Here is a 25,811-nt window from a genome sequence, read left to right on the forward strand (position 1 = left end):
GTCACCGCGGCGGTGGAAAGACGTTACGGAGCGACCGTTCGGAGCCGCCGGGGCGGCCGTGAACCGTGCGCCGCCGGCCGGGTTCCGGAGGGGAAACGCCTAACTCGGCCGGAGTCCGGGTTTCACCCATGACTGGGTTCTCAGCGCGCGTGGAGCGCATCTCCATCAGCGGGATTCGGGAGGTGTTCGAGGCGGCCGGCGAGGACGCCATCAACCTCGGCCTCGGCCAGCCGGACTTCCCGACGCCCGAGCACGTCCGCGACGCCGCCGTCGACGCCATCGAGTCCGGCGTCGTCGACGGCTACACGTCGAACAAGGGCACCGAGTCGCTCCGGGAGGCCATCGCCGCGAAACACGAACGCGACCAGGGCGTCGCCGTCGACCCCGGCGACGTCATCGCCACCGCCGGCGGGAGCGAGGCGCTCCACGTCGCCATCGAGGCGCACGTCGACGCCGGCGACGAGGTCATCTTCCCCGACCCGGGGTTCGTCTCGTACGACGCGCTCACCAAACTCGCCGGCGGCGACCCGACGCCGGTGCCGCTCCGCGACGACCTGACGCTCGACCCCGAGACCGTCGAAGAGCACATCACCGACGACACGGCGGCGTTCGTCGTGAACTCGCCGGCGAACCCGACGGGCGCCGTCGCCTCCGAGGACGACGTCCGCGAGTTCGCCCGCATCGCCGACGAACACGACGTGCTGTGCATCTCCGACGAGGTGTACGAACACTTCGTGTTCGACGGCGCGCACCACTCGCCGATGGAGTACGCGGAGTCCGACAACGTCGTCGTCGTGAACGCCTGCTCGAAGGCGTACTCGATGACCGGCTGGCGGCTCGGCTGGGTCACCGGGTCGACCGAGCGCGTCGACCGGATGCTCCGCGTCCACCAGTACGCGCAGGCGTGCGCGTCGGCGCCGTCGCAGTACGCCGCCGAGGCCGCGCTCACCGGGCCGCAGGGCGTCGTCGACGAGATGCGCGACAGCTACGAGCGCCGCCGCGACCTCGTGCTCGACGGCCTCGCGGACGCCGGCCTGGAGTGCCCGACCCCGCAGGGCGCCTTCTACGCGATGCCGAAGGTGCCCGACGGCTTCGTCGACGAGTGCATCGACCGCGGCGTCGTCGTCGTCCCCGGCGAGGCGTTCGGCGAACACGGCGAAGGCTACGCCCGGCTGTCGTACGCCACCGACGAGGAGAGCCTCGACGACGCCCTCGAAATCATGGCCGAAGCCGCCGACGCCGTGCGCTGACGCTGCCGTCCGCTGACGCCGCCGTCCGCTGACGCTGCCGTCCGCTGACGCCGCCGTCCGCTGACGCTGCCGTCCGCTGACGCCGCCGTCCGCTGACGCTGCCGTCCGCTGACGCCGCCGTCCGCTGACGCTGCCGTCCGCTGACGCCGCCGTCCGCTGACGCTGCCGTCCGCTGACGCCGCCGTCCGCTGACGCTGCCGTCCGCTGACGCCGCCGTCCGCTGACGCATCCAGCATGGGCCGTCGGCAACGCATCCAGCACTATCGGCCGGCGACACTGCCGGGGCGAACATTTGTGTGTCCTCGGCGGCGTCGTTCCGGTATGTCCCCGTCGCTGCAGTCGCTCACGTCGGCCTGGCGCGGCGCGACGACCTTCGAGTCGTCGCTGGTGCATCTGCTCGTCGTCCTCGTCGCCGCCGCGGTCGGCGCGGTCGTCTCGTGGCAGGTGAGTCAGCTCTGGACGCGGTGGTTCGGCTACTCCTCTGCGCTCACCATCGGCGTCACAATCGTCGTCTTCTTCAGCCTCTACGTCGGCTTGGGCGTCGTCGCTGCGGCGGTGCGTCGCCGGACGGAGCGCCGGGACTGACGGACGCCGCCTACTGGAACATCCCGGTCTGCTCGGCGCGGGACTGCTGTTCGCCGCTCTGCTGGAGCTGCTGTGCGAGCCGCTTCCGCTGCTCCATGATTTCCTCCGCGCTCTCCACCAGCGGGTCCGTGTCGACGTCGACCCCGGCGACCGGGTTGATGCCGTCGCGGACGAGGACGTGCGCGCCCTCCGGGTCGGGGAACCGCGGCGTCGTCTCGACGATGAGCCCGCACGACCCGAGGCCGCGCTGATGGGCGTCCGTGAGCAGCGCGCCCGCCGGACCCTGCACGGCGCCGTCCACCTCCGGCGCGTCGACGCCGGCGTCGTCGAGGCGGTCGCCGGCGCCGCCCGTGGCGACGCCGTACATGTCCGGCACCTCCGTGGACTCGCGTTCCGTCGGCAGGCCGCTCAGGTACAGCGGGGTCGCGCCGACCTCGGCCGCCCAGCCGTTCACGGCGTCCGCGACGTCGTCGGCGATTGCGGGCGGCACCGGCGCGTCGCCCGCCAGGACGACGACGTCGTCGGCCTCGTCGACGTACAGTCGGAGCGGCGACGCCACCCCGCGGTCCCCCTCGGTGAACACCGCGGTCTGCGGAATCTCGTCGCCGGTCAGTTCGCCGTACTGCCGCGCGTCCAGCACGTCGCGGACGTGGTCGGCCGCGATCTTCCCGGCGAGCCCGATTCCGGGCAGCCCTTCGACGAGTATCGGGTCGTCGAGCGACGCGTCGCCGGCGGTCTCAACGGTAACCATGTCGGACGTGGTGGGCGCCGGCAGAAAAGGCGTGGTGGCCGCGCTCCCGGGTCTGCCGGCCGGGCCGCGCCGCCGCACTGCGGTTCGGACGCGCCGCCGGCGTTTTCACGGGATTTTTGCGGCTGCGGGTCGTCCAGTCGCCGGTATGGTTCGCGAGGAGGACCGCGCGGTGGCCCCGCCGCCCCGAGGCGACGTCTCGGCGTTCGCCGAGTTGCTGCGTCGCCGCCGGGACTCCTTCGACCCCGACGACGACACCGCGGCCGACGCGATACGGTTCGGCGTCGCGCCGCTCGTCCACGCGTACGTCCGGTGCTGCCGCGTCGACGCGGAGCTCTCGCCGGTCGAGCGGTCGCTGCTGGAGGGGACGCTGAACGACTGGCTCCGGGCGTACGCCGAGAGCCGCGGCCTCCCGGCGTTCGACGGAACCGCCTTTTCGATTCACGAAATCGCGATGGAGTACGCCGACTGCGGCGACGTCGCCGCCGCGGTGTCGCGGCTGTTCCGCGCGAGCGACGCCGCGACCGCCCCTGACGCCGGCGGCGACGGACCGAGCAGCGGCGGCCGGGACGGCGTCGCCAGCGGCGGCCGGCCAGCCGGCGACTCCCGCGACGCCGGACGGCGGCGCTGAACGGGGCGGCGTCGAACGCCGACGCTGAACGTGGTTCGGGTGCGCGGCGCCGAGCCGAGTCGGGCGGTGTAACCGAAAGCGGCTTTTCACCGGCTCGGGAAGGGTCGGTATGATTTCGGTCGCGCTCGCGGGCAAGCCGAACGCCGGCAAGTCCACGTTCTACAAGGCGGCGACGATGGCGGACGTGGACGTCGGGAACTACCCGTTCACGACCATCGACCCGAACCGCGGCGTGACGCACGTCCGCACCGACTGCCCCTGTCTCGACCGCGCGGAGCGCTGCGGCAACGAGAACTGCCACGACGGCAAGCGCTACGTCCCGGTGGAGCTGCTCGACGTCGCCGGGCTCGTCCCGGGCGCCCACGAGGGCCGCGGACTCGGCAACCAGTTCCTCGACGCGCTGACGAACGCCGACGTCATCCTCCAGGTCGTCGACGCCGCCGGCGCCACCAACGCCGAGGGCGAGCCGGTGGAGGTCGGCGCGTACGACCCCGTCGAGGAGGTCGACTTCGTCGAAAACGAGATGGACCAGTGGCTCGCCGGCATCGTCGACCGGAACTGGGAGTCAATCGAGCGGAAGTCGCGCTCGCCGGAGTTCGACATCGACGACGCGCTCACCGAACTGCTCACCGGGTTCGGCGCCACCGAACACGACGTCGCCGCCGTGCTCCGCGACGTGGAGTACCCGGCCGACCCGATACAGTGGACCGACGAACACCGCGAGACGCTCGCGCGGAAGATTCGCGCCCGCACCAAGCCGATCGTGCTCGTCGCGAACAAAGCCGACATCGCGCCCGAGGAGAACATCGAGCGGCTCCGCGAGACGGACAAGCCCGTCGTCCCGGCGTCCGCCGACGGCGAACTCGCGCTCCGGAACGCCGTCGAGGCCGGCGTCGTTGAGTACGACCCCGGCGACGACGAGTTCGCCGTCACCGGCGACGTCTCCGACGCCCAAAAGCAGGGGCTCGACCAGCTCGCGTCGCTTCTCGACCGGTTCGGCGGCACCGGCGTCCAGCAGAGCCTGAACGAGGCCGTCTACGGCCTGCTCGACCGAATCACCGCCTACCCGGTGCAGAACGAGTCCAAGTGGACCGACGCACAGGGGGACGTCCTCCCGGACGCCTTCTTGCTGCCGCGCGGCAGCGGCCCGAAGGACCTCGCGTACGCCGTCCACACCGACATCGGCGACGGCTACCTGCACGCCGTCGACGCCCGCGCGGACCGCCGCATCGGCGAGGACACCGAACTCGAAGAGGGCGACGTCGTCAAAATCGTCTCCACCGCGAACTGACGCCGAACGGCTCGGCGAGACGCCACGCTTTTCAAGACGCCCTGAGCGTCCACCCGTATGTCTGAGGAGTCCGCCGCCGGCGATGCCGGCGGTGACGACGAAGAGGCCGCCGCCGGCGCCGACGACGCTTCCGCCGACGGCGCACCCGACGACGAACAGCGACCCGGCGGCGCCGGCGACCCGTCGGCCGACGACACGGTCCCGGAGGTCGAACTCGGGCTCTACCAGGTGTCCGTGCGCGTGAAAGGCGACGCGGACGACGACCTCGAATCCGTCGAGGAGACGGCGACGCGGCTCGTCGACCACCTCGTCGACCGCGCGGAAGCGCTCGAAGAAGAACCGGACAAACGCGGGCTGGGCTGAGCCGCGCGGCCGCTCAGACGATGTCGCCGACGCGGCGCGGTTCGCCCGACAGCGACGGGGACTCCTCGACGATCTGGAGCACTTCGTGGTCGGTGACGTCCACGTACTGTTTCTCGGTCGCGTCCTCGATGAGCGACTTCTCCAGCCGGAACTCCGTTCCCTCGTAGACGACGTCGACGCCGGTTTCGTCGAACGACAGCGCAGTCATACCCGACCCAACGGCGTCGACACTGATAAACCCGAAGTTCGGCGCCCGGAGCCGGACGGCGGCGTCCGCGTCGGAGACCCGGCCGTCGGCGCGGCGTCAGTCGTCGCCGTGGCCGGCCGCCTGCGGGAACGTCGCGCGGTGGAGCCGGTCGACGACTTCGTCGGCGAGCGCGCGGAGGTTCGCGGCGTCGTCGCGGTTGTACGACACCAGCGTCTCCAGGGCGTCCTCGTCGCCGTCCTGGTACTGGTGCCACAGCCGGACCGCGTCGCGGCCGGTGATGTCCGGGCCGTCGCGGTCGACGCCGACCGCCTTCTCGATGGGCTTCAGGCCGCCGGTCAGGTCGAGCGTCCGGCACGGATACATCAGGTCGAGGTGCGGCGTCGTCACGTCGACGTCGAAACTGGTCTCGAGGAACGGCGCGTCGAACCGCTTGCCGTTGAACGACACGAGCAGGTCGGCGGCGGCGAACTCCTCGCGGAGCGCGTCGGCGGTGAGGTCGCGGCCCTGGACGAGCGTCGACGTCTCGCCGGCGCGGTGGAACGACACCGTCGTCACGTCGTCGCGCTCCTGGGACAGCCCGGTCGTCTCGATGTCGAAAAAGCACGCGGACTCCCGGAAGTCCTCGTAGAGCCGCCAGCGCTCCCCGCTCGGGAACCGCCGGTCGAAGAACGCCGAGTCGCCGTCGTCGAGCCGCTCGGTGGCCTCGTCGATGAACGACTCGATGCGCGACGCCGTGGTCGCGCCGACGCCCGGGGCGCGGTCCTGCCGGAACTCGCCCCACTCGGTGACGCCGTTCTCCCACATCCGCCGCTCTGTCGTTTCGCCGACGCCGTCGACCGGGATGAAGCTGTTGTGGATTCGCATGGCCTGCTGTGTTCGGGTCGACGCTCCCACCCGCGGGAGCGCCGCGAAGACAGCGACACTCAGGCCGCAGTCGGTCTAAAGGGTTCGGATACCCGGCCGCGTCCGGCCAATTCACGGCCGCGGCGCACGGTTGCCGCGTCCGGCCAATTCACGGCCGTGGCGTACGGTTGCCACGTCCGGCCAATTCACGGCCGCGGCGCAGCGTCGCCGCGTCCGGTACACACTTGCCCGCCCGGGCGGATGCCGGAGGTATGGACGCACACGTCTCGCCGTCGCGGGTCGCCGGCCGGGCACGGGCGCCGCCGTCGAAGAGCTACACGCACCGCGCGATTCTCGCCGCCGGCTACGGCGACGGCACCGTCGTCCGGGACCCGCTCGACTCCGCCGACCCGCACGCGACCGGCCGCGCGGTCGAGGCCTTCGGCGGCGCCGTCGACTGGGCGGACGACGGCCGAACCGTGACGGTCGACGGCTTCGGCGGCCGCCCGGAGACGCCGAGCGACGTCGTCGACTGCGGGAACTCGGGGACGACGATTCGGCTGGTGACCGCGGCGGCGGGGCTCGCTGACGGCCTCGTCGTGTTCACCGGCGACGAGTCCCTGCGGTCGCGGCCGCACGGCCCGCTGCTCGAGGCGGTGACGTCGCTCGGCGGCCGCGCGGAGTCGACGCGGCGGAACGGCCAGGCGCCGCTCGTAGTCGGCGACGCGATGACCGGCGGCGACGTGTCGATTCCGGGCGACGTCTCCTCGCAGTTCGTGACGGCGCTGCTGATGGCGGGCGCCGTCACCGACGACGGCGTCACCGTCGACCTCGAAACCGAACTGAAGTCCGCGCCGTACGTCGAAATAACGCAGGAAGTCATGGCCGACTTCGGCGTGGAGACCGAGCGGACCGACACCGGATTCCGCGTGCCGGGCGGCCAGCGGTACCGCGCCGACGAGTACGAGGTGCCCGGCGACTTCTCGTCGATGTCGTACCTGCTCGCCGCCGGCGCCGTCGCCGCCGCGGACAGCTCCGACGTGACCGTCGAGGGCGCGCGGCCGAGCGCGCAGGGCGACTCGGCCATCGTCGACGTGCTCGAGCGGATGGGCGCCGACGTCGACTGGGACCGCGACGTCGGCGAAATCACGGTGTCGCGGTCCGCGCTCAGCGGCGTCGACGTCGACGTCGGCGACACTCCCGACTTGCTGCCGACAATCGCCGTGCTCGGCGCCGTCGCCGACGGCGACACCCGCATCCTGAACGCCGAGCACGTCCGGTACAAGGAGACCGACCGGGTCGCCGCGATGGCCGAGGAGCTCACGGCGATGGGCGCCGCCGTCACCGAGGAACGCGACGCGCTCGTCGTCCACGGCGACGACTCGGAGCTGCGCGGCGCCACCGTCGACGGCCGCGGCGACCACCGGCTCGTGATGGCGCTCGCCGTCGCCGCGCTCGTCGCCGACGGCGACACCACCGTCCGCGGCGCCGAACACGTCGACGTCTCCTTCCCCGGCTTCTTCGACGCGTTCGCCGACCTCGGCGCCGACGTCGAACTGGACGACTGACGCGCACCCGCGTTCCGCCCGTCCGGCCCGCTCTGCCGAGCCGCCCCGTTCTGCCGCGCCCGTCACCGTTTTCGCCGCGTGGCCGCACCTCCCTGCATGAACACCGCTCCGTTCACCTTCGACTACCAGCCGGGCGCGCTCCACTACGGCCGAGGCTGCGTCGCCGACGTCGGCGACGCGCTCGCAGACCGCGGGCTCTCCCGCGCGCTCGTCGTCACTGGGTCGAACGTCGCCGGCAACGACGAACTGATGGGCGCCGTCGACGACGGCCTCGGCGACGCGCTCGTCGAAGTGTTCGCGGGGACGACGCCCGACAAGCGCGTCCGGGAAGCGGTGCGCGTCGCCGACCGCGCGGACGACGTCGACGCGGACGTCCTCGTGCCGGTCGGCGGCGGGTCGAGCCTGGACGTCGCGACCGTCGCGTCGGTGCTGCGCGCCCGCGGCGCCGACCTCGACGACGTCCGCGCGGAGGTCCGTGACACCGGCGGCATCGCGCTCCCGGACGACCGCGGCGCGCTGACGCCGACCGCGCCGGTCCCGACGACGCTCGCCGGCGCCGACCTCTCCGTCATCGCCGGCATCACCGTCGACCTCGGGGACGACGTGGTGTCGACCAGCGTCGGCGGCGCCGAACTGATGCCGGCGTCGCTGTGGTACGACCCGGCGCTGTTCGAGACGACCCCCGAATCCGTGCTGGCGGGGTCGGCGATGAACGGCTTCGACAAGGCGCTCGAATCGCTGTACTCGCGCCACCGAACCGTCGTCACGGACGCCACCGCAGAACACGCCGTGAACTACCTCGTGGACGGGCTTCCGGACATGTTCGACTCCAAGCGTGCGATGGACCGCGCGGTCGCCGGCGTCGTGCTCGCCCAGTACGGCATCTCCCGCCCCGGCCACATGACCATCAACGTCGTCCACGCGTTCGGCCACGGCCTCCGCGACGCCTTCGGCGTCCAGCAGGGCCTCGCGCACGCGGCGGTCGCACCGACCGTCGTCCGCGACCTGCTGGACTCCGATGCGGACACCGACCGGCTACTCGCGGCGTTCGACGTCGACGAGGCGGCCGACGCGGTCGCCGAAATCGAGCGGGTCCGCGACGAACTCGGCCTCCCGGGTCGCCTCCGGGACGTCGACGGCGTCACCGAAGACGGCCTCGCCGCCGCGGCCGCCGCAACGGCCGACGACTCGCTCCTCGACAACGCCCCGGACGGCTACGCGCTCGACGCCGACGCGGCTCTCGCCCTGCTGAGACAGGCTTGGTAGCGACTGGAGTGACTGGGGCGACGGAAGCGACCAGGCTGAGCCGTGTCGGCGGAACCCCGCGGAACGCGCCCGGGGTTGACGAACGCCTTTGAGGGTCCGTCTCCAAGCGCGGTCATGGCGAGTGACTCCCCGCGGCCGACCGACGCGATTCCGGGCCCGGACGGCCTCCCGGTCGTCGGCTCCTTCCTCGACGTGCAGCGCGACTCGTTCGGGTTCCGCGAGCGCGTCGCGCGCGAGCACGGCGGCGTCGCCCGGTTCGACGTGCTCGGCCGGGACGTCGTGCTGCTCACCGACCCCGAGGTCATCGAGCAGGTGCTGGTCCAGGAGAACCAGCGGTACGTCAAGGGCGACCTGTTCCAACAGCAGCTCCGCCCGGTGCTCGGAAACGGCCTGCTGACTAGCGAAGGGGAGTTCTGGCGGCGGCAGCGCCACCTCATCCAGCCGGCGTTCACCCCGGACCGCATCGCCGACTACGCCGACATGATGCGCCAGCGCACCGACGCCGCGACCGCGCGCTGGCACGACGGCGAAGTCCGAGACGTCCACGGCGACATGATGCGGCTCACGCTCGACATCGTCGCGCGGGCGCTGATGGGCGTCGACATCGCGGCGAAAACCGAGGCGATCGGCGGCGCGCTCGACGACGTCATGGCCGCCGCCGCCGGCTCCGTCTTCGACGCGCTGCCGGAGCGGGTGTGGACGCCGAGGCGGCAGTCGGTCGACGAGGCGGTGGCGACGCTCGACCGCGTCGTCGGCGAAATCGTCGCGGAGAAACGAGACGACCCCGGCGACGACGTCGTGACGGCGCTCCTCGACGCCGAGGACGACGCCGGCGACGGCATGAGCGACGAGCAGGTGCGCGACGAGGTGAAGACGCTGCTGCTCGCGGGCCACGAGACGACGGCGCTGTCGCTCACCTTCACGTTCCACCTGCTTGGCCGCCACCCGCAGGTCGAAGCCTGCATCCGCGAGGAGCTCGACGACGTGCTCGGTGGCGACGCGCCGACGTTCGGCAGCGTCACCGACCTCGACTACCTCGACAAGGTCGTCACCGAGTCGATGCGGATTCTCCCGCCGGTCCACGGCATCCTCCGGGAGCCGACCGAGGACGTCGTTCTCGGCGGCTACCGCGTCCCCGCGGGAACCCCGCTGTCCATCAGCCAGTGGGTCGTCCACCGCGACCCGGACATCTACGACGACCCGCTGGCGTTCCGGCCCGAACGCTGGACCGACGAGTTCGAGGAGTCGCTGCCGCGGCTCGGCTACTTCCCGTTCGCCGCCGGGCCGCGCCGCTGCATCGGCGACCGATTCGCGCTGCTTGAGGCGAAGCTCGTCCTCGCCCGCATCCTGCAGCGCCACCACCTCGAACTGCTGTCGCCGGAGGAACTCGACCTGCAGGCCAGCATCACTTCCCGGCCCTCGTCGCCCGTCCGGATGCGGATTCACGACCGCGCCGACTGAGCCGGCGAGCGGCGACCGGCAAGGCCGCCCGCGTCGGTGGCGCGGTTCCCGCCACCTTCACCGGACTTTATACTCGCCAGCCCGGAGGTGGCCGCATGAACGGAAACGAGTTCGGCCGGCTCTTCCGAGTCACCACCTACGGCGAGAGCCACGGCGACGCGATGGGCTGTACGGTGTCCGGCGTTCCGGCGGGCGTCGAACTGTCCGAGGAACTGATTCAGCGAGAACTCGACCGGCGGAAGCCCGGGCAGTCCATGATCACGACCAGCCGCGGCGAACCGGACGAAGTCGCCATCAACTCCGGCATCCAGGACGGCTACACCACCGGGACGCCGCTCGGCATGGTGATTCAGAACAAAGACGCGCGCTCCGGCAAGTACGAGCCGTTCGTCACGGCCCCGCGGCCGAGCCACGGCGACTTCACCTACTCCGCGAAGTTCGGCACCCGGAACTGGGGCGGCGGCGGCCGGTCGTCCGCCCGCGAAACCGTGAACTGGGTCGCCGCCGGCGCCGTCGCCAAGGCGGTGCTCGATCAGAGCGACCACGACGTCCAGATCAAAGCGCACGTCAACCAGATCGGCGACATCGAGGCGCCGCCCGTCACGTTCGACGACCTGCTCGAACACACCGAGGAGAACGAGGTCCGCTGTGCACACCCGGAGACCGCAGAGCGGATGCGCGACCTGATCGACGAGTACCAGCAGGCCGGCGACTCCATCGGCGGCGCCGTCGAGTTCGAAGCCCGCGGCGTCCCGCGCGGCCTCGGCGCCCCCCGGTTCGACTCGGTGCCCGCGCGGCTCGGCCGCGCACTCATGGCGGTTCCGGCGACCACCGCCTTCGAGTTCGGCCTCGGACGCGACGCCCGCGAAGTCACCGGCCACGACCGAAACGAGAACTGGGAGTTCGACGACGGCGACCACCCCGAAACCGTCAGCGAGGAAGGCGACCCCGTCCCGGTCGGCAACGACCACGGCGGCCTCCAAGGCGGCATCACGACCGGCGAACCAATCTACGGCGAACTCACCTTCCACGCGCCGACGTCGATTCCGAAAGAGCAGACCACCGTCGACTGGGAAACCGGGGAGGAAAAGCAGATTCAGGTCGTCGGCCGCCACGACCCGGTGCTCCCGCCGCGAGCCGTCCCCGTCGTCGAAGCCATGCTGTACTGCACGGTGCTCGACTTCATGCTCCTCGGCGGCCGCATCAACCCCGACCGGCTCGACGACCGCCCCGGCGAATACGACACCGACTACCACCCCAGCAGTCCGGAGAACGAGTAAGCGCCGACCCGGCCGAACAACGACAACGATTACGCCGACCGATTTTCGACGAACGAACGGATGTCCGCAGCCGACGTGCCGTCTATCGGGTCTCGTCCCCACCGAAACGCCGGAAGCGTCTCGACGCCTGTACTCTCCCCGAACTGCTTGTCGGCGAACGCCTGATTCCGGCGGCGCCGCGCTTTCGCGGCCGCAACGACGTCCGCTCCGTCCGCACCCACGTCCGTCGCCAGCTCTGCCACTGCGTCGAGCGAGTAGTCGCCGTCGAGATTCACGAGCGCCTCATGAAATGCCCACGCCGACCGCCGGTCTGTCTGGGCGCGCACCTCGAACAACGCACTCGGGAGCATCACCGACCACCGCGTCACCGGTTTCGGGTACATCAGCAGCGTCAGCCTGAGTTGACCACTCTCGATGAGATCAGTGAGTTTTGGATACTCCTCCCGCCACCAGACGAGCGACGGCTCGTGAGCGTAATCGAAAAACGCGATGACGAGCGTCCCACCACCACGATACGTCTGTTGTACCATGGGATACGGCGTTCGTGTTCCTCGATACCCGAACGTCTCTGTTTTATCGACAGTCGTGTAGGGCTCGGAGCCGCTTGACGACTCTTTGGTGCTGAACAGCCCGAGACAACCAGTAAGACCCGCCGTAGCTCCTGCCCCGCAGACAGCGAGTAGTCGCCGACGAGATGGGGAAGGGTGGTCACCGCTACGATCACTCACGCTAGTCTGTTGCTGTGGTTCCATCATGGTGATTAGAAGCTTCCGCAGAAATCCATCGTGATGTACGTCCGCCGGTCCTCTGTGACGTAGATTCCAATTCCGACCGTCGTGAGATCTGGCTGGAGCATCACCTCGTTGTGCTCCGCTGAACCCATGAACGTGTACAGAATCTCTCTCGCCATGTCCTCTTCCGTCTTCTTCCCCTCCATCTTCCAGAACGTCGCCTGGATGTTTTCCCCGCCGTAGTAACAGTCGTAGTTGTGCTCCTCCAAGCGCGAACGATAATTCTGTCCTTCAGGGTTCGTGTGGTCGAAGTAATCGTTCGTCGCCATGTCGAACGAATGCTGACGTGCGATGCGGGACAACCGGGGATCCACGAGAAGGGTCCCTAAATCATTCAGATTACGGTGTCTGTTTAGTTTTTGTAATAACACATTTTCTATTTCTGTGACGTTTACATCCTCTCTCGTTGTCTTGTTTTTGAGAGCCTCTGGGGTATCCACCGAGGAGGGGGGTTGTCCGTGTGCAAATCTCGCAGAGAGGTTCTCAGGTGTCCCGTCCAGCGGAGTTGCGACTTCACTGTGCATCGCTGGTGTCCTATTTGAAGACTCTATGGCACCCAAACAACCGGAGCTCAGGAGTATGACGGCCAATCCAAATATGGGGAGTAACCGGGTGCCTGAGTTGTCCTGCAGGACGCCTGTTTTGAAGGAAACGTCCTCTACTGTTCGGGGAGACGAATTACTTTTGTCCATGAATCTTGGGGAGGTGCCTGCCGAGCGAAAGACCCGTCAGGGCGTTAGAATCTATTCATACCCCATCTCATATAAGTTTACTTAGATGGACAAAGAAAATCGAATCAGCACTTCACGTGGTCGAAATGGCTCTCATCCGTGCCGCATTTCACTTCGACGATTCTGAGAGACCCCGGGAGGTAGCTACCGTCTGCCGGACGTTTGAGTGAATGTTGTGTCGACGGCCCACCGAACGGCCGCTCCCACAACCAGTAATTCCGACTGGCAGTCTCAGCATACTCGGTAACGAGCACCGTCTGTTTGACGCTCTTCTCGTACCTGTTGAGCCAGACAGTATCAGTGTGTTTGACTTCGCGGTGATATCGATAATCTACGTCATGTTCGGTCCAGCCGTTGTGTTCGTGGCCAGTGTACCAGACCTCTGTATAGTGGTTCCAAGCCGTACAAACCGGCCGGGGTGACCTGAATCGCGAAGCGTCCATCGCCCAACTTCGGCAAGATGTCCGTTTCGTCTCTTCGTGACGCGTCGGCCGGTGGGTATGGCCGTCGCCGTGGACGATTCGTTGGGACCGAGTTTCTCCCGTTGACTCCCATCCAGGTATCCCGAACTGAGCCTCAACCCATTTATACTCATCTTCGTAGGACACGACGGTCTTCTGATCCACACGTGACTCCGAAAGCGTCCAGAGATCACCACTACCGTCCGGATCCATCCGCGCGGTTTCGAATCTTTTCCGTGTCATCTGCTTAGAGTATGTACGATTTTCTACCCAGTCATCGCCGACAAACCGCGGAATACGTCTATGAGTTTGAATAGTGAGGGTTTCTCCGGTGTAATAGCGTTCCGCATGGTGTATCTCAACCTGGGTCCAGCCTTTCCCTGAAGGCTCATCTCTCGAAATCAGTTGTTGACGGCTTTTTGTCGGCTTTTCATACCAATATTCTCGGTAGCTTTGCGGAGTGACGTCCACCAAAATCCGCTGAAACGCGTATCCTGGACCTTCTTGATAGGATGTTAGTAGAACTGTGTACTCGCCGCCCTTTGGGAACTCGTGTTGGAACTCCAGGATATTCGGGCTACCTTGGGATTGGATCATTTCACCATCGCCGAATTCGACGCGGAAGTGCTGGAGTGACCAGACTCGGAAGTCAACCCATCCTGGGTTAACACTAAGTCGATCTCCTCCAGTTGCGGTTTCCCCAGTAGCCGATATTGCGTTAAACGTGACGTTCGTCCCAGATACGACGGAGCGGACGCGGCTCACCCACCGTTCAGTCGTTCGGTTACCGTCTGTGTCTATTGCTGTGACCTCGACGGACCTCGTTATCGGTCCTCCCTCCGCGCCGAGAAAATGGTGCTGAATGGAGGTCGATTTCGTCCCGTTGAATCGACCGAGGTTCTGGGTAATCGTCGTGCTGTCGTTGATTTCCCAGACCGCTCGTACCAGCTTATCTTCTCCGTGTTTAATGTCCGCACTGAAGGAGTATGTGCCCAACTGTATCGTGTCACTTTGACTGTCTTGTTTTGGATCGTCGATGATATAGGCTGCTCTGAAATCGGAGATCACGGGAACAGTGTGCCACCTTTCCGGGTTGTACTGCGTCATAACGCCGGTGCGCTTCAGCACGGTCGTCCGTTCGCCTTCGTCGTCGATGACGGTTGCAGACACCTGGACGGTGCCGCCGAGGCCGCCGTTGATTCTGACGTTGTTGGTGAACGGCGAGTAGTCTCGTTCGAGTTGGGATTGGCTCGGGTTCCAGACGACGGTGAGTTCGCCGCCGTCGGGGTCGTGTGCGGTCAGGCCGTACTGTTGGACGGTTCCGTTCTGTGCGGTGTCGGGGCCGGTGAGCGTCGCGATAGGTGGGCCGTCTTGGTACACTTCGACGGTCGTCGCGGCTTCGGCGGTTGCGCCTTCGTCGTCCGTGACGACGCCGCGAAGCGTTCGGGTGCCGGGTGTGTCGAACGTCCGTTTGAGGACCGCGGTTCCGTGGGTGGGTGCGGTCCATTCTGCGTTTACGATTGTTCCGTCGGTGTCGGCGCCGTGGAGGATGAACGTCGCGGTGTCGCCGGCGGCGACGCGTGCTGGTCCGGTGATCGAGGCGGTCGGCGGGCTGTTCGGCTGGTCGCCGTCGGCGGGGGCGACTTCGGTGCGGACGGAGACCTGTTTCTGTATCGTCGTCGTCGCTCCGTCGTCGTCGGTGACGGTGACCGATATCGTGAGGCTGCTGCCGGCGGGGGCGTCGATGGTTCGGCGGACAGTTCGGCTCTGTGCGCCGTCGGACCAGGCGTAGCTGACGATGGAGCCGTCCGGGTCGTACGCGTCGACGCTGAAGGTGGCTTCTCGGTTCGGCCTGACCGTATTCGGGCCGTCGATGGTTCCGGTCGGGGGCTGGTTTTCCGCGGTGTCGTTCGGTTCTCGTGTGTCTCCGGTGGCTGGTTCGGCGGCGACGTCGACGTAGAGCGTGTCGCGCCGCGTTGCGCCGTGGTCGTCGGTCGCGGTGAGCGTGACTTCGTATCGGCCGACTTGCTGCGGCGTGAAACTGGTCTGTTCGGCGGACGGGTCGGTCGGCGTCGTCGTGGCTCCGGCGGGGGTTTCGATGACCCAGTTGAACGAGGCGAGTTCGCCGTCCGGGTCGATTGAGCCGCCGGCGTCGAGGAGGACTCGTTCGCCGACGGGGACGTCCCGGTCGAGTCCGGCGTCGACGAGCGGTGGTTCGTTGTGACCGTCGTGTGCGGCGGCGACCGCGGTTTGGAGCGGACTGAGGACGACGAGGGCGACGAGTATTATCGGCACGAATCGCATGCTGACACACTCTGTCTCGGGTTCCTATATAAATATTAACTAGTTCGAGATAGGATTATCTCTTGATGGGAGAGAAATCGCCGTTGAAGGCCTCGTGGGTGAGAACCGAAGCAGCACGGAGTTGCCCCGAAACCGACGCGGTTCGAGTCGCGCTGTCGGTGCTTCGAAGTGGGTAGTGACAGCCGCCGAGAACTGGGCCGTGAACCCGGACTGCTCCGCCCCGAACCTTCACGAAAGTTCCGTGAGAACCTATAGCAAGGTCTTTTACCGGGGCAGGACTACCTCCGGACACTAGGCCTTCTGGAGGGGCCAAGACCTACAATGTCAGAAGACGAACTCATCTGGCGAATCGCAGGCGGGTCCGGTGACGGGATCGCCTCGACGAGCCAGAACTTCGCGAAAGCCCTGATGCGTGCGGGGCTTCACGTATTCACGCATCGCCACTACCCGTCGCGCATCCGCGGCGGCCACACCTACGTGGAAGTACGCGCCTCCGCCGACCCCGTCAAGTCACGCGGCGACGGGTACAACTTCCTGCTGGCGCTCGGCGACTCGTTCGCCCGGAACCCGCAGGAGGGCGCCTACTACGGCAACGAGGAGATCAAGCCGCTGTCGGAGAACCTCGACGAACTCCGCGAAGGCGGCGTCATCATCTACGACGAGGGGCTCGTCGACACCGACGACATCCCGAACTTCGAAGAGCGCGTCGAGGAGAACAACTGGCACGTCTACCCGCTCGACCTGCGCACGCTCGCCCGCGAGAAGGGCCGCGAGGTCATGCGGAACACGGCCGGCGTCGGCGCCACCTGCGCCATCACGGGTATCGACCTCGAGTGGATCGAGGAGCTGATGGCCGACGCGATGCCGGAGAAGATTCTGGAGCCGAACGTCGAAATCCTCAACGAGGCGTACGAGCAGGTGTCCGAGGAGTACAACGTGGACGCCCCGGACATCTCCGTGCCGGAGGGCGAACACGACGAAGAGCAGCTGCTCATGTCCGGCTCAGACGCCATCGCCTACGGCGCCATCGACGAGGGCTGCCGGTTCATCGCCGGCTACCCGATGACGCCGTGGACCGAGGTGTTCACCATCATGAGCCAGAACCTCCCCGACCTCGGCGGCATCTCCGAGCAGGTGGAGGACGAAATCGCCGCGGCGGCGCTCGCCATCGGCGCCTCCCACACCGGCGTGAAGGCGATGAGCGGGTCGTCGGGCGGCGGATTCGCGCTGATGGGCGAGCCGCTCGGGCTCGCCGAGATGTCCGAGACGCCGCTCGTCCTCGTCGAAGCGATGCGTGCCGGTCCGTCGACCGGGATGCCGACGAAGCCCGAGCAGGCCGACCTGGAGCACGTCCTGTACAGTTCGCAGGGCGACTCCCACCGCGTCGTCCTCGCACCGGGGACGGTGCAGGAGGCGTACGACCACGCCCGGAAGGCGTTCGAACTCGCCTACAAGTACCAGATTCCGAGCATCGTCCTGTACGACCAGAAGCTCTCCGGCGAACTGACGAACGTGCCGGCGAGCCACTTCGACCGAGAGCCGAACCCGGACATCGGGAAGACGCTCACCGAGGACGAACTGGCGGAGCAGCCGCACACCGAGGACGGCAAGTTCCACCGGTTCCAGCACGACGTCGACGACGGCGTCTCCCCGCGCTCCGTGCCGGGGCAGAAAGGCGGCCGCTTCCTCGTCACCGGGAACGAACACAGCCCGGCCGGCCACATCAGCGAAGACCCCGACAACCGGGTCGCGCAGGTGAACCGCCGGTTCGAGAAGATGGACGCCATCCGCGCGGACCTGGACGGCGACTCGCTGCTGACGCCGCACGGCCCCGACGAGGCGGAGTACGGCATCCTCACCTTCGGCTCCCAGCAGGGGACCGTCGAGGAGGCCGTCGACCGGCTCAACGACCGCGGCCACTCCGTGAAGCAGCTGACCGTCGGCGAACTCGCGCCGTACCCGGTGGACGCCGTCGAGGCGTTCGTCGAGTCCGTCGACGAGGTGCTCGTCGTCGAGATGAACGCCTCCGCGCAGTTCCGCGGGCTGACGCAGAAGGAACTGGGCCGGTACGGCGAGAAGCTCTCCTCGCTGCTGAAGTACAACGGGAATCCGTTCGAACCCGAGGAGGTCATCGAGGGCTTCGTCACGAGCATCGTCGAGGACGGGGAGCTCCCCGGCCACGAAACCAAGTTCGTCCCCGCGGCAGGTGACTAACAATGAGCGCATTCAACGCAATCGGTGAGGAACGTGAAATCGACCGCGACGAGTTCACGCCGAGCGTCGAACCCCAGCCGACGTGGTGTCCGGGGTGCGGCGACTTCGGCGTGCTCAAGGCCCTGAAGGGCGCGATGCCCGAAGCCGGCCGGACGCCCGAGGAGACGCTCCTCGTTACCGGCATCGGCTGTTCGGGCAAACTGAACAGCTACTTCGACAGCTACGGGTTCCACACCATCCACGGCCGGTCGCTTCCCGTGGCCCGTGCGGCGAAGCTGGCGAACCCCGGCCTCGAAGTCGTCGCCGCTGGCGGCGACGGCGACGGCTACGGCATCGGCGGGAACCACTTCATGCACACCGCCCGGGAGAACCACGACATGACCTACATCGTGTTCAACAACGAGATTTTCGGGCTGACGAAGGGGCAGACGTCCCCGACGAGCCCGAAGGGTCACAAGTCGAAGACGCAGCCGCACGGGTCGGCGAAGACGCCGATTCGGCCGCTGTCGCTGTCGCTGACGTCCGGCGCGTCGTTCGTCGCGCGGACCGCCGCGGTGAACCCGAACCAGGCGAAGGACATCATCCGGCAGGCGATGGAGCACGACGGCTTCGCGCACATCGACTTCCTGACGCAGTGTCCGACGTGGAACAAGGACGCGAAGCAGTACGTCCCGTACACGGACATCAACGAGTCCGACGACTACGACTTCGACCCGACGAACCGCGCTGACGCCCAGGAGCTGATGCGCGAGACCGAGGACAAACTGTACGAGGGCGAGGTGCTCACCGGCGTCTACTACAAAGACGAGGACCGGCCGTCCTACCAGGAGGAGAAGCGGAACCTCGGCGAGATGCCGGAGGAGCCGCTCGCGGAGCGCTACTTCGACGACGACTACGAGTGGGAGCGCTCGTACGACCAGTTCATCGACAAGCACAAGTAGCGACGTCGGCCGTCCGGCCGACGGGCGACGATTTTTCGGTGCCGCGGAGACGGACAGCGCTGCCGTCGCCGTGTTTTCCGCGACGGCGACACATCTGGAACAACCGTTTTCGCTTCGCAAGGTATTTTTTCCGGGACGCAAAAGAGTAGTGTACATGAGTGCACCCTCGACGGCCGACCGCATCCTCGAAGCGCTCGAGGAGGATGCGCAGGCCTCCTACGCCGAAATCGCGGACCGCGCCGGCGTCTCGAAGCCGACCGTGCGGAAGTACATCAACCAACTCGAAGACGACGGCGTCATCGTCGGCTACTCCGCCGACGTCGACCCGAAGAAGCTGTCCGGGCGGACCATCGCGCTGGTCGGCATCGACGTCGACAGCGAACGCTACGTCGAGGCGACCCGGGAGCTGAAGGACATCGACGCCGTCGAGGCACTGTTCACCTCGTCGGGCGACCACATGTTCATGGCGGAGGTGTCGGCGGCCGACGGCGACGAACTCGGCCGCATCATCTCGGAGGAGATCGGCGAAATCGACGGCGTGACCGCGGCGCACCCGTCGGTGCTGCAGGAGCGTCTGAAGTAACACCACCTCGGCCGTCGAGCCCGGCGGCGTGCCGCGGCGCCGTCACGTCCGCTGATTTTCGGTTCGCCTGTTCCGTTTCTCTCCGGGCGGCGACGCCGGGAACTGTTCGTGACCGGCGACACCGCCGTTCGCCGCCGGCGACGTCAGACGGCGGGATTCGCCGAATCGGCGTCGGCGTCAGCGTCAGCGCCGTCGGGGCCGCTTCGGTCAGCGTCGTCGCCGCGGATGCTCCGGTAAAACGCCACGGAGAACGTCAGGAACAGCGCGCTGAACAGCGTCGTGAGCACGACGTACGCCGCCGCGCCGACGACCGCGACTGCCGGCGTCGCCTCGGGAAGCGGCAGGCCGGTCGGCGGGTCCGGGGAGACGAGCAGCGACGCGGCGCCGCCGACGACGCCGAACACGCCGCCGAGCACGCCGACGAAGACCGTGTACAGCGCGACCTGCCAGAGGTTCGCGCGGACCGTTGCGACGCTGCGTTTCAGCCCGTCGACGCCGCCGACGTCGTCGACGACGATGGCCTGCCCGTAGAACTGGATGAACGCCAGAACGACGAGGTAGGCGAGTCCGAACACGCCGCCGCCGACCGCGACGACGACCAGCACCGTGGTTCCGGCGCCGCCGCCGAGGCCGGCGAGCAGCGCGACCATCCCGAGCACGAACAGCGCGCCGCCGACCACGAGGTTCCCGGCGAACACGAGCAGATACGCGACGAGGATGTCGACGTAGTGGCTGACGCCGGCGCCGTGGAACGTCGATAGGCTCGTCGGGCCGTCGAGCGCCTCGTCGGCCATCCCGATGAGGCCGCCCTGCACGTACGGCACCGCGACGACGTAGACGACGGTGAACAGAAGCGACACCGCGACGCTGGCGAGCGGTCCCGCCCACTGCGCGAGCAGTTGGGGGAGCTGGACGAGCGCGAGCAGCCCGGTCACGGCGAAGATGACCGGGTTTCGACCGAGTGCACCGACGGCTGCACGGAGGGAGCTTCGGAGGGCCATATCGGCCCATTCCTTTCAGGCGTCCTAACCGTTTCGATGGGCGCGGCGAGCGCGTCCACCGCACGAACCGCGCCGAAGCACGAGTTCCGTCCACTTTCACCGCGGGAGGCGAACCTTAAGCATCGGCGAGCGCCTACGGTCGCGCATGGAGGAGACGCTTCCCGGCGCGCCGACGGCGGAGGACGGGGAGCGCGTGGTGCTGCACGTCGACATGGACTGTTTTTACGCGTCCTGCGAGCGGCTCCGCGACCCGTCGCTGCGCGGCGAACCGGTCGTCGTCGGCATGGGGTACGAGGCGGGCGAGACGGTCGGTGCGGTCGCGACGGCGAGCTACGAGGCGCGCGAGTACGGCGTCGAGTCGGCGCAGGCCATCTCGGCCGCGCTCGACCGGCTGCCGCGGATGGCGGCGGCGGACGCCGACGACCCGGACGCCCCCGACCCGGCGGACGCCGGCTACTACCGCCCGGTCGACATGGAGTTCTACAAGTCGGTCGCCGCCGACGTCAAGGAGATTCTACACGACTGCGCCGACACGGTCCGGGAGGTCAGCGTCGACGAGGCGTACCTCGACGTCACCGACCGGACGTCGTGGGACCGCGCGCCCGACGGCGACCGGACGCTCGCGGAGGGGTTCGCGCGGTACGTCAAACAGCGCATCGGCCGCGAGGTGGGCGCGCCGGCGAGCGTCGGCGTCGCGCCGAACATGGCGACCGCGAAGGTCGCCTCCGACCACGACAAGCCGGACGGCCTCACCGTCGTCGAACCCGGCGACGCCGCCGACTTCCTCGCGCCGCTTCCCGTCGACGACATCCACGGCGTCGGCCCGGTGACGGCGCGCGAACTCGCGTCGATGGGCATCGAAACCGCCGGCGACCTCGCGGACGCCGACACGTCGGCGCTGGTCGACCGGTTCGGCGAGCGGGGCCGCGAGTTCTCCGAGCGCGCCCGCGGCAGCGACGACCGCGAGGTGACGCCGACCGGCCGGCCCAAGTCGCTGTCGCGGGAGTCCGCGTTCGCCGCCGAAACCGAGGACGTCGAGCGGAAACGCGAGGTCGTTCAGGCGCTCGCCGCCGACGTCGCCGAGCGCGCGCGGAGCCGCGACGCCATGTACCGGACCATCGGAATCAAGGCCGTGCTGCCGCCGTTCGACGTGAACACGCGCGCCGAGTCGCTCTCCGGCCCCGTCGACGACCCCGAACTGGTCGAGGAGGTCGCACTCGACCTGCTCGCCGAGTTCCACGACGACCCCGTCAGGAAACTCGGCGTCCGCGTCTCGAACCTCTCGTTCGACGCCGGCGAACAGGCGACGCTCGTCGGCTACGAGGACGCCGCCACGGAACACCCGCGAGACGGCGACGACGGGCCGAGCACCGACCGCGACGGCGACAGCAACGACAACGGCGACGCGGACGACGCCGACGGAGGCGCGGGGCGTCGTCGCCGACGCGGCCAGGTGGACCTCGGCGACTTCGAGTGACTGCGCTCCGGCGGTCGGGGCGAGCGGCGGACGTCCGTCAGACGCCGAGGGTGGGACTTATGCCGGCCGCGGCGCCAGATACGGCTAATGAGCGAGGAGACCATCACGGTCGCGGACGTGAGCGACGGCCCCGGCGGGGAGTCGGACCTCGCAGCCGGGACGCCCATCTCCCTGCCGGTGGTCGAACTCCTCACCGGCCGAGGGTTCATCACGGGCAAGAGCGGCAGCGGGAAGTCGAACACGGCGTCGGTCGTCATCGAGAACCTGCTGTCGAACAACTTCCCGGTGTTCATCGTCGACTCCGACGGCGAGTACTACGGGCTGAAAGAGGAGTTCGAAATCCTGCACGCCGGCGCCGACGAGGAGTGCGACATCCAGGTCTCCGAGGAGCACGCCGGGAAACTGGCGAGTCTCGCGCTCGAACAGAACGTCCCCATCATCCTCGACGTCTCCGGCTACCTCGACGAGGACGAGGCGTCGAACATCATCAAGGAGACCGCGCGGCAGCTGTTCGCGAAGGAGAAGAAGCTGAAGAAGCCGTTCTTGATGCTCATCGAGGAGTGTCACGAGTACATCCCGGAGGGCGCCGGCATGGACCAGACCGGGAAGACGCTCATCAAGATCGGGAAGCGCGGCCGGAAACACGGCCTCGGCATCGTCGGCATCAGCCAGCGCCCCGCCGACGTCAAGAAGGACTTCATCACGCAGTGCGACTGGCTCTGCTGGCACCGGCTCACCTGGGACAACGACACCAAGGTGGTGTCGCGAATCCTCGGGTCGGAGTACGGCGACGCCATCGAGGACATGGGCGACGGCGAGGCGTTCCTCATCACCGACTGGACCGAGTCGATTCGGCGCGTCCAGTTCCACCGCAAACAGACGTTCGACGCCGGCGCGACCCCCGGTCTGGAGGACTTCGAGCGCCCGGACCTGAAGAGCGTCAGCGGCGACCTGGTCTCGGAGCTGCAGAACATCACGGACGAACAGGAGCGCCGCGAGTCCGAGCTCGCCGACCTACGGCAGGAGCTCGACAAGAAACAGCAGCGCATCCAGCAGCTCGAACGCGAACTGGAGGAGGCGAAGGACATGTCGGACATGGCGGACAAGTTCGCGCAGGCGCTGTTGCAGAAGTCGGAGGCGTCCTACCGCGGCGGCAGCGGACGCCACCCGAGCCGTGACGCCGCAGCGGTCGGCGCCGACGCCGACGCCGACGCAGTCGCGAACGGCGCGGCGGGCGGTCCCGGCGCGGCCGGCGCTCCGCGGCAGGTGACGGACGACCAGTCGGAACTCCACGACTACGAGGAGCGGGCCGCCGCGAACGGCGACGCCGCGACGGCCGCATCGGCGGCGACGAACGGCGACGGCAACGCCGCCGGCGGCGAGTCCGCGAGCACGCCCGCCGAGTCGGCCGACGGCCCGGACGACGCCGCCGACGACGCGGTCGCGGTGGCCGCGGCGGCCGCCACCGGCGGCGTCAGCGGGGCAGGCGCGACGGGCGGCGACACGGCCGGACAACGGGGCGACGGCGCCGCCGCGACGGCCGGGTCGAACGCCGGCGGCTCGTCCGCGGTCCCCGAGACGGACGGCGTCGACGTGTCGGGGCCGCGGTCGGACGGCTTCGACCAGGAGTCGGAACTCGCGTCGTTCACCGACGGCGCGGAGCTCCGCCACCGCGACGCCGTCGTCGAAGGGTTCGTCCGCGCCGTCGAGTCGATGGAGGACGTCACGCAGAACATGCTGGCGCACTACCGGCGGGCCGGCCGAGCGACGCCGACGGAGGCGCACCTCGCCGCCGGCGGCTCCGGCGACCGGCGGTACGCGTACAGCCGGAACAAGACGCTGCGGCGCGCCGGCGTCGTCGAACACCGGTCGTGCGGCGAGTACGGCTACGCGCTGCCGTCGCTTGTCAGGCTCGTGTACGGCGACAACGCCGACGAGCAGGAACTGGTCGAAGTCGTCGCGGAAATCGAGGCGCGCGCCGGCCTCGCCGAGCAGTGACCCGGGGCTGAGCCGAGCCGCGGCCACGACACGGATTCCGTCTCCGACGCTTCAGCCGCCGGTTTCGCTCTCGTTTTCGCCGCCGTCGTCGCTTCCCCAGTCGCCGCCGTCTTCGCCTCCCCAGCCGTCGCCGCCTTCGCTTCCCCTGCCGTCCTCGCCGTCGGAGCCGTTTCCGAAGCCGCCGTCGGTGCTGCCGGCCCACGCGGCGAACACGAGCCGCGGGAGGCTGAGGTGGCCGCTGCCGTGGTAGGCCTCGGTGCCGTCGCCGTCGACGGCGGTTTCGCGGACGAGCGACTCCACCTCGTCGACCGACGCGTCGGCCTGGAGCGACCGGACGAGCGCGACGGCGCCGGCGACCTGCGGGGCGGCCATCGACGTTCCGGCTTTCCAGCCGTACGACGGCGTCACGGTCCCGTCGGCGGCGGTTTCGAACACGGTCGAGATGACGAGGTCGTAGTACCACTCCTCGTCGCCGTCGACGGCGGCCGGGTCGTAGTTGCCGCCGGCGGCGCTGACGTCGGTTCCGTGGCCGTAGTTCGTGTACCGGGCCGGCTGGTCGGTCGGCTCCGAGAGCTTCCCCGGGAGGAGCGCGAACTCCTCGTTCGGCGGGTCGTCGTCCCAGAGGAAGCCGACCGGGCCGGTCGCGGAGACGCCGAACACGCCCGGGACCTCCGTCGGGAGGCTCAACACGGACTCCGGCGACATGTCGAGCGACCCGTTCCCGGTCGAGTTCACGACGACGGTGCCGCGGCTCCGTGCGTGCGAGACGGCGCGCTCGTACAGCTCCGCGATCTTCAGCAGCTCCGGGTACTTCTCGGGGTAGACGTACGGCTTCGGGTAGCCGAGACTGAGGTTGGCGGCGTCACAGCCGGCGCCGGCGGCGTACACGAGCGCCGCGAGGACGTCCCCCGACTTGCCCTCGACGCCGGAGAACACGCGGAGCGAGAGGAGTTCGGACGCCGGCGCCGAGCCGAGAATCCCGCCGCGGTCGCCGTCGTTCGAGTCGGTGCCGGCGACGATGCCGGCGACGTGGGTGCCGTGGGTGCCGGCGCCGTTCGGCCGCCAGTCGTACTGGTCGGTCGTGAAGTTCCGCGACAGCGACTCGTTCACGACGCCCCGCAGGTCGGGGTGGTCGGCGTAGATGCCGGAGTCGAGGACGGCGACGCGGGCGCCCTCGCCGCGCGTCACGCTGTGGACCGTCCCGGGCAGCGGCACGTCCGACTGGTCGTCGTCCGGGCCGACGCCTTCGACTTCGGTGAGGTCAGCGAGGTGCTGTGCCCGCTTGTCCCACTGGAGTTCGTTGTACGTCGGCGGGCCGCCGTCCAGTTCGCCGGGCGATTCGGTGGCCGGTCCGTGCTCTTTCGCCGGGCCGCCTCGCTCGTCCTCGTCGTCGCCGTCGTCGGGGCCGGCGCCGTCGTTCGGGTCGCGCAGGGAGTCGGCGTCGACGCCGTGCCGGTACACCGAGACGTCGAGCGCCGTGGACGCCTCGCCCGGAACGGCGTCGGGGTCGCCGCGCGCGGCGAGCACGTCGATTTCGCCGATGTCGTGGACGATTTCGACGTCGGCCGGAACCGCCGACCGGTCGACTTCGCGCAGGTCGATGAGGAACCGCTTCGACTCGCCGGAGGCCGCGGCACCCGGCGCCGACGCGACTGCTGCGCCCGCCAGCGCGGTGCCTGTCGCTTTCAGGAACTGTCGCCTGTTCTGTCTGCTCATCGTACGCTTGTCGAACCGAGGACGCCCACATAAAACTTTTCACGGGGATAGCAGTAAAATGATTCTCTGCACGGCAGATTCTATACTGTGGTGGCCGTTC

The 25,811-nt window shown here is 68.5% G+C and carries 22 protein-coding genes; 14 read left to right on the forward strand and 8 right to left on the reverse strand.

Translation table 11 applies throughout. The features are described 5' to 3' along the window. Nucleotides 1-128: 128 nt before the first annotated feature. Nucleotides 129-1,250, forward strand: coding sequence for a pyridoxal phosphate-dependent aminotransferase (locus ACQUS7_RS08175; protein WP_435146233.1), 1,122 nt, complete (start codon nucleotides 129-131; stop codon nucleotides 1,248-1,250). A gap of 321 nt (nucleotides 1,251-1,571) precedes the next feature. Then, a complete protein-coding gene (locus ACQUS7_RS08180; RefSeq protein ID WP_435146235.1) occupies nucleotides 1,572-1,835 on the forward strand; it encodes a hypothetical protein in 264 nt (87 codons plus the stop codon). A 10-nt stretch (nucleotides 1,836-1,845) separates the two neighbouring features. Here the strand turns inward: ACQUS7_RS08180 and ACQUS7_RS08185 are convergent, their stop codons facing one another. Beyond that, nucleotides 1,846-2,586 (reverse strand): proteasome assembly chaperone family protein, encoded by a 741-nt coding sequence (locus ACQUS7_RS08185; protein WP_435146237.1) that lies wholly within the window; start codon nucleotides 2,584-2,586, stop codon nucleotides 1,846-1,848. A gap of 145 nt (nucleotides 2,587-2,731) precedes the next feature. Here ACQUS7_RS08185 and ACQUS7_RS08190 point away from each other — a divergent pair, with 145 nt between their 5' ends. The 3 genes from ACQUS7_RS08190 (at nucleotide 2,732) to ACQUS7_RS08200 (ending at nucleotide 4,868) form a co-directional block, all read left to right on the forward strand. Further along, nucleotides 2,732-3,214, forward strand: coding sequence for a hypothetical protein (locus ACQUS7_RS08190; RefSeq protein ID WP_435146239.1), 483 nt, complete (start codon nucleotides 2,732-2,734; stop codon nucleotides 3,212-3,214). 109 nt (nucleotides 3,215-3,323) lie between these two features. After that, on the forward strand, nucleotides 3,324-4,505 hold the full coding sequence (locus ACQUS7_RS08195) for a redox-regulated ATPase YchF (RefSeq protein WP_435146241.1): 1,182 nt from the start codon (nucleotides 3,324-3,326) through the stop codon (nucleotides 4,503-4,505). A gap of 57 nt (nucleotides 4,506-4,562) precedes the next feature. Then, nucleotides 4,563-4,868, forward strand: coding sequence for a hypothetical protein (locus ACQUS7_RS08200; RefSeq protein ID WP_435146243.1), 306 nt, complete (start codon nucleotides 4,563-4,565; stop codon nucleotides 4,866-4,868). A 13-nt stretch (nucleotides 4,869-4,881) separates the two neighbouring features. On the opposite strand, the gene ACQUS7_RS08205 is transcribed toward ACQUS7_RS08200, so the two are convergent. Both ACQUS7_RS08205 and ACQUS7_RS08210 read right to left on the reverse strand, forming a co-directional pair. Beyond that, on the reverse strand, nucleotides 4,882-5,076 hold the full coding sequence (locus ACQUS7_RS08205) for a DUF5800 family protein (protein WP_435125938.1): 195 nt from the start codon (nucleotides 5,074-5,076) through the stop codon (nucleotides 4,882-4,884). A gap of 96 nt (nucleotides 5,077-5,172) precedes the next feature. After that, complete coding sequence (locus ACQUS7_RS08210) at nucleotides 5,173-5,940, reverse strand: ribonuclease H-like domain-containing protein (RefSeq protein WP_435146245.1); 768 nt, start codon at nucleotides 5,938-5,940, stop codon at nucleotides 5,173-5,175. Nucleotides 5,941-6,191: 251 nt separating this feature from the next. Here ACQUS7_RS08210 and aroA point away from each other — a divergent pair, with 251 nt between their 5' ends. The 4 genes from aroA to aroC all read left to right on the forward strand — a co-directional run bounded on the left by aroA (nucleotide 6,192) and on the right by aroC (nucleotide 11,494). Next, entirely contained in the window at nucleotides 6,192-7,487 is a 1,296-nt protein-coding gene (gene aroA / locus ACQUS7_RS08215) for a 3-phosphoshikimate 1-carboxyvinyltransferase (RefSeq protein WP_435146247.1), read from the forward strand. Nucleotides 7,488-7,583: 96 nt separating this feature from the next. After that, nucleotides 7,584-8,753 (forward strand): iron-containing alcohol dehydrogenase family protein, encoded by a 1,170-nt coding sequence (locus tag ACQUS7_RS08220; protein ID WP_435146249.1) that lies wholly within the window; start codon nucleotides 7,584-7,586, stop codon nucleotides 8,751-8,753. A gap of 114 nt (nucleotides 8,754-8,867) precedes the next feature. Further along, nucleotides 8,868-10,214: a cytochrome P450 gene (locus ACQUS7_RS08225; RefSeq protein WP_435125949.1), complete on the forward strand. Its 1,347-nt coding sequence runs from the start codon at nucleotides 8,868-8,870 to the stop codon at nucleotides 10,212-10,214. A gap of 95 nt (nucleotides 10,215-10,309) precedes the next feature. Continuing rightward, nucleotides 10,310-11,494, forward strand: coding sequence for a chorismate synthase (aroC, locus tag ACQUS7_RS08230; protein ID WP_435146252.1), 1,185 nt, complete (start codon nucleotides 10,310-10,312; stop codon nucleotides 11,492-11,494). Between the two features lie 29 nt (nucleotides 11,495-11,523). Here aroC and ACQUS7_RS08235 read toward each other — a convergent pair whose 3' ends face one another. From ACQUS7_RS08235 to ACQUS7_RS08245, 3 genes are all read right to left on the reverse strand, one after another. Next, nucleotides 11,524-12,024 (reverse strand): hypothetical protein, encoded by a 501-nt coding sequence (locus ACQUS7_RS08235; RefSeq protein ID WP_435146254.1) that lies wholly within the window; start codon nucleotides 12,022-12,024, stop codon nucleotides 11,524-11,526. 230 nt (nucleotides 12,025-12,254) lie between these two features. Beyond that, nucleotides 12,255-12,977, reverse strand: coding sequence for a CAP domain-containing protein (locus ACQUS7_RS08240; RefSeq protein ID WP_435146256.1), 723 nt, complete (start codon nucleotides 12,975-12,977; stop codon nucleotides 12,255-12,257). 104 nt (nucleotides 12,978-13,081) lie between these two features. Beyond that, on the reverse strand, nucleotides 13,082-15,781 hold the full coding sequence (locus ACQUS7_RS08245) for a PKD domain-containing protein (RefSeq protein ID WP_435146259.1): 2,700 nt from the start codon (nucleotides 15,779-15,781) through the stop codon (nucleotides 13,082-13,084). Nucleotides 15,782-16,102: 321 nt separating this feature from the next. Between ACQUS7_RS08245 and ACQUS7_RS08250 the strand changes: the two genes are divergently transcribed. The 3 genes from ACQUS7_RS08250 to lrpA1 all read left to right on the forward strand — a co-directional run bounded on the left by ACQUS7_RS08250 (nucleotide 16,103) and on the right by lrpA1 (nucleotide 19,519). Next, nucleotides 16,103-17,995 carry a 2-oxoacid:acceptor oxidoreductase subunit alpha gene (locus tag ACQUS7_RS08250; protein ID WP_435146261.1) on the forward strand — a complete coding sequence of 631 codons (1,893 nt, stop codon included), beginning with the start codon at nucleotides 16,103-16,105 and terminating at the stop codon, nucleotides 17,993-17,995. Nucleotides 17,996-17,997: 2 nt separating this feature from the next. After that, a complete protein-coding gene (locus tag ACQUS7_RS08255) occupies nucleotides 17,998-18,936 on the forward strand; it encodes a thiamine pyrophosphate-dependent enzyme (RefSeq protein WP_435146263.1) in 939 nt (312 codons plus the stop codon). Nucleotides 18,937-19,090: 154 nt separating this feature from the next. Then, nucleotides 19,091-19,519, forward strand: a complete 429-nt coding sequence (gene lrpA1, locus ACQUS7_RS08260; protein ID WP_435125969.1) for an HTH-type transcriptional regulator LrpA1 — start codon at nucleotides 19,091-19,093, stop codon at nucleotides 19,517-19,519. 143 nt (nucleotides 19,520-19,662) lie between these two features. On the opposite strand, the gene ACQUS7_RS08265 is transcribed toward lrpA1, so the two are convergent. Then, nucleotides 19,663-20,520 (reverse strand): hypothetical protein, encoded by an 858-nt coding sequence (locus ACQUS7_RS08265; protein ID WP_435146265.1) that lies wholly within the window; start codon nucleotides 20,518-20,520, stop codon nucleotides 19,663-19,665. A gap of 145 nt (nucleotides 20,521-20,665) precedes the next feature. Here ACQUS7_RS08265 and dinB point away from each other — a divergent pair, with 145 nt between their 5' ends. Together dinB and ACQUS7_RS08275 are read left to right on the forward strand one after the other, a co-directional pair. Continuing rightward, nucleotides 20,666-21,997 (forward strand): DNA polymerase IV, encoded by a 1,332-nt coding sequence (dinB, locus tag ACQUS7_RS08270; RefSeq protein ID WP_435146267.1) that lies wholly within the window; start codon nucleotides 20,666-20,668, stop codon nucleotides 21,995-21,997. 87 nt (nucleotides 21,998-22,084) lie between these two features. After that, nucleotides 22,085-23,995: a helicase HerA domain-containing protein gene (locus ACQUS7_RS08275; RefSeq protein WP_435146269.1), complete on the forward strand. Its 1,911-nt coding sequence runs from the start codon at nucleotides 22,085-22,087 to the stop codon at nucleotides 23,993-23,995. 51 nt (nucleotides 23,996-24,046) lie between these two features. Here ACQUS7_RS08275 and ACQUS7_RS08280 read toward each other — a convergent pair whose 3' ends face one another. Further along, the gene (locus ACQUS7_RS08280) at nucleotides 24,047-25,711 is read right to left on the reverse strand and encodes a S8 family peptidase (RefSeq protein WP_435125980.1); all 1,665 of its coding nucleotides are present in this window, start codon (nucleotides 25,709-25,711) and stop codon (nucleotides 24,047-24,049) included. Nucleotides 25,712-25,811: the final 100 nt, after the last annotated feature.

Origin of the sequence: Halobaculum sp. P14, assembly GCF_051195155.1 — an archaeon.
GTDB lineage: Archaea > Halobacteriota > Halobacteria > Halobacteriales > Haloferacaceae > JBNTKA01.